This window comes from Megasphaera sp. DJF_B143 (assembly GCF_900320625.1).
Classification (GTDB): domain Bacteria; phylum Bacillota; class Negativicutes; order Veillonellales; family Megasphaeraceae; genus Megasphaera; species Megasphaera hexanoica.
In genome coordinates this window covers 1-4,017 of the sequence record NZ_ONTA01000236.1, presented here as the reverse complement: position 1 = coordinate 4,017, position 4,017 = coordinate 1, and the positions used below count along the sequence as shown (strand labels likewise).

Sequence of the window (4,017 nt, the reverse complement as noted above, 5' to 3'; positions counted from 1 at the left end):
CGATGATCCGCCTGGAAATCCCGCAGCTGACGGAAGAACGGCGTAAAGAGTTTGGCAAAAAGGTAAGCAAACACGCCGAAGAAGCTAAAGTCGCTATCCGCAATCTGCGCCGGGACTGCAATGATCTGTTCAAAAAAGCAGAAAAGAAAAAAGAAATAACGGAAGATGAAAGTAAGGAAGCTCAGACCAAAATCCAGAAAATGACAGATCAGAAAATCAAAGATATCGACGCTTTGAAAGATAAAAAGACTAAAGAAGTCATGGAAGTATGATGGATATACGGATTCTCATTGGCATGCCGTTATGGTATGCCAAATCTGTATTAGAGGGTAAAAATATCCCCTATGTCCTGGAGCAGACTGTCTCGCGGAGTCATTATTTCTCTTGTGACGACCAGGAAATCTATGTCATCCGGGCTGTAGAAAGAGACGGCGTCGTCCACCTGGTGTACAATTACAGCCTGAAAGCGAGTGACAGTGTGCAGCAGGCTCTTCACGATGGAGGATAGGATATGTTTGATACATTTTTTAAAAATAGTGGCCGCCAGGCTGGTGCAGGAGAGTCGTCTTCTCTGGAAGCTCAGCTGGACCGCCAGAATATTCCTCACCATGTGGCCATCATCATGGATGGCAATGGCCGCTGGGCAAAACGACAGGGAAAACCCCGCACGTACGGCCATCATGCCGGCGCCGATACGCTCAAGCGCAGCGTCATCGCCGCGGGGGAATTGGGAATCCAGGTACTGACGGTATATGCTTTTTCGACGGAAAACTGGAAGCGCCCGGAAACGGAAGTTTCGTATATTATGAAGCTCATGAACGAATATCTGAGCAAAAACCTCCTGGAACTGGACGAACACAACGTACGCCTTCATTTCCTTGGCGATATGAGCCGCCTCCATCCAATCCTCCAGGAGTCATTCCGCAAGGCCGAAGAAGAAATGAAAGATAATACGGGCCTTAAACTCAATGTAGCCGTCAACTACGGCGGGCGCATGGAACTGGCCCGGGCAGCGCGCCTTTTGGCAGAAGATGTCCAGAAAGGCCTTCTCAGCCCGGCCGATATTACGGAGGATACGCTGGCTGATTACCTGTATACGGCTCCGGAAAATGATGTGGATCTTTTGATCCGCCCCGGTTCGGACAAGCGGGTCAGCAATTTCCTGCTCTGGCAGATGGCCTATGCCGAATTCTGGTATACGGACCTGTGCTGGCCTGATTTTACGAAGGACACTCTCATAGAAGCCATCTTATACTTCCAGGGCCGGGAACGCCGGTTTGGCGGCTTGAAGTAAGGAAGGTAGACAGACAATGTTGGCTAAACGAATCATTACGGGTATCGTAGGCGGAGGCCTGACGATATTTATTATTTACGAAGGGAACTGGCTCTTCTTTATCATGATGACCCTGCTGGCTCTCCTGGGCTGGCGTGAATACGTGCGCATGCTCCACGCCGTCAAAGCTGATCTGACAGAATATGCCGGCTACGTATGGCTCGCCGCCGTATTTGGGGCCTGGTGGTTTGCCGGGATTAAACTGCTTTTTTTACTGTGCGTCGTCATGATGAGCTGGATTCTCCTGCGCACGGTGGTCTGCCACAAGAGGGTATCCCTTTCGGACAGTGCTTATTCGCTGTACGGACTGCTCTATATAGGAGGCGGATTCCTGGCTATGCTGGCTCTCCGGAACGGTATGCTGGCATCGTATCTGACCAGTACGTTCCAGAATGTCATGCTCGAACCGGCCCGCTTTTTCGTCTTTCTCCTCGTCTTTTCCACCTGGGCGAGCGATACCTTTGCCTTTGCGGCCGGAAAAGCCGTGGGAAAGAATAAGCTCTGCCCATCCATCAGTCCGGGAAAGACCCGGGAAGGCGCACTGGGCGGGTGTATCGGCACAATCGTCGTAGCACTGATTTTCTCTTTGATTTTTAAATTTTCACTTCTTCACGGCCTGGCTATCGGATTGATTGTTGCCATCATGGCTCCTCTGGGAGATCTGGTAGAATCGGTCCTCAAACGGACCTGCGGCATCAAAGATTCGGGGAATATCATCCCCGGTCATGGCGGCATCCTAGACCGTTTTGACAGTCTGCTCTTTGCCGCACCGGCTGTGTATGCATATCTTATGCTCGTAGCATAAGCGTCAGGACAGAGTTCCTGCCGTGAACGAAAGGTGAATGAAGTTTGGGTATTACAATCGCAGCAACGATTTTTGTCTTCAGCCTTATCGTGTTTGTCCACGAATTCGGCCATTTCATTACGGCGAAATTGTCGGGCATGCAGGTAGATGAATTTGCTATCGGCTTTGGTCCCAAAATCTATAGCTATCAATATGGATCTACGTTGTATTCATTACGGGCAATCCCCCTGGGCGGGTTCAACCGCATCCAGGGAATGACAGAACAGGAAGAATTGAATGAAAAATCCTTCCTGAATAAAAAAGTCCGTTACCGTCTCATCGTCATCGCTGCCGGGGCATTCATGAATTTCGTCCTGGCCGTCGTCATCATATGGGGCGTCATGTTTACCGTGGGTACGCACGACGTTTCGAAAGAACCGGTCGTTGGATCGATCGTGGAAAATTCGGCGGCAGCCCAGGGCGGCATGAAACCGGGCGACCGTATCGTCAGCATCAGCGGCGTGCCAATCGGAGAATGGAAGGATATTTCCCGTACTGTCAATGACCACAGCCGGGACGTCCTCACGGTCGTCGTCAACCGGGACGGGGAAGATGTGAATCTGACCATGGTCCCTACGTATGATACCCAGTCGAAGCGGGCACTCATCGGCGTCGTTCCCGTCGTTACGCGCAGGCAGCATGGCTTTTTTGAATCGTCGTACATGGCCATAGAACGGACAGGGCAGATCTGCTATACGATGACCATGGGGATGTATGGTATGATCCGCGGCACCGAAAAGGCTGACTTGGCAGGTCCTCTGGGAGTAGCCCAGCTGGCAGGACAGGTAGCCTCCGTCGGCTTTGTCAATCTGCTCATGTTTACGGCATTTCTCAGCATCAATCTGGGTATCCTCAATCTCCTTCCCATTCCGCTTCTGGATGGGGGATACATCATCATGCTGATCATCGAAGGCATTACGGGACGCCGGCTGCCCAAGCGGGCCCTGTATTATATCCAGATTGCCGGTATCATCATACTGGGATCGCTGTTTTTATTTGCCATGATACAGGACATCAGTCGTTTTAGTATTTAGAGGTAGTATATGATTACACGAAGAACATCGCGTCCGGTGACGCTGGGAACGGTGACGGTCGGCGGTACGGCGCCTGTTTCGGTGCAGACCATGTCTACGGTCAATCCGGCCGATACGGACCGGGCTATTGCCGACGTACAGCGTCTTTCCCGCCTGGGAGCAGAAATCATACGCTTTGCCGTACCGGACAAGGCGGCGGCCCTGGCCCTGAAAGACATCGTAGCGTCATCGCCCGTTCCCCTTGTGGCGGACATTCATTTCGATTATCGCCTGGCACTCCTGTCTGTAGAAAGCGGTGTACAGGCATTGCGGATCAACCCCGGTAATATCGGTGCCGATGAACACGTCGTCAAAGTCGTGGAAAAGGTGCGCCCCTCGGGCATTCCCATCCGCATCGGCATCAATAGCGGCTCTCTTCCGGAAGATATATTACAGGAGTATGGCGGTCATCCTACTGCCGATGGCATGGTGGAAGGGGCGCTGCGCCATATACGCATCCTGGAAAAGATGGATTACCGGAATATGGTGATTTCTCTCAAATCCTCCCAGGTGCCGCTCATGATCGAAGCTTATGAAAAGTTGGCAGAAAAGGTTCCCTATGCGTTTCACCTTGGCGTTACCGAAGCGGGGCTGGCCCGCGTCGGTACGATTAAATCGGCCATCGGCATCGGGACTCTTCTTTATAAAGGAATCGGAGATACGATACGCGTTTCTCTCACGGACGATCCGGCTGAAGAAATTAAGGTGGGCCAGGATATCCTGAGCGCCCTCGGCCTGCGCCAGTTCGGACCGGTCCTCATTTCCTG

General features: G+C 52.0%; 6 protein-coding genes. All 6 read left to right on the top strand.

Going from position 1 to position 4,017, the window contains the following annotated elements; genetic code table 11:
* The coding region (locus tag DBO31_RS07060; protein ID WP_150824792.1) for a ribosome-recycling factor at window positions 1-272 on the top strand (272 nt) is incomplete at its 5' end.
* Entirely contained in the window at window positions 269-508 is a 240-nt protein-coding gene (locus tag DBO31_RS07055; RefSeq protein WP_083237030.1) for a hypothetical protein, read from the top strand. The genes DBO31_RS07060 and DBO31_RS07055, both read left to right, overlap by 4 nt.
* 3 nt (window positions 509-511) lie before the next feature.
* Window positions 512-1,294 (top strand): isoprenyl transferase, encoded by a 783-nt coding sequence (locus DBO31_RS07050; RefSeq protein WP_150824791.1) that lies wholly within the window; start codon window positions 512-514, stop codon window positions 1,292-1,294.
* A 16-nt stretch (window positions 1,295-1,310) separates the two neighbouring features.
* Entirely contained in the window at window positions 1,311-2,138 is an 828-nt protein-coding gene (locus tag DBO31_RS07045) for a phosphatidate cytidylyltransferase (protein ID WP_150824790.1), read from the top strand.
* A gap of 44 nt (window positions 2,139-2,182) precedes the next feature.
* Window positions 2,183-3,211 carry an RIP metalloprotease RseP gene (gene rseP / locus DBO31_RS07040; RefSeq protein ID WP_059075915.1) on the top strand — a complete coding sequence of 343 codons (1,029 nt, stop codon included), beginning with the start codon at window positions 2,183-2,185 and terminating at the stop codon, window positions 3,209-3,211.
* Between the two features lie 12 nt (window positions 3,212-3,223).
* The coding region (ispG, locus tag DBO31_RS07035) for a (E)-4-hydroxy-3-methylbut-2-enyl-diphosphate synthase (RefSeq protein WP_150824789.1) at window positions 3,224-4,017 on the top strand (794 nt) is incomplete at its 3' end.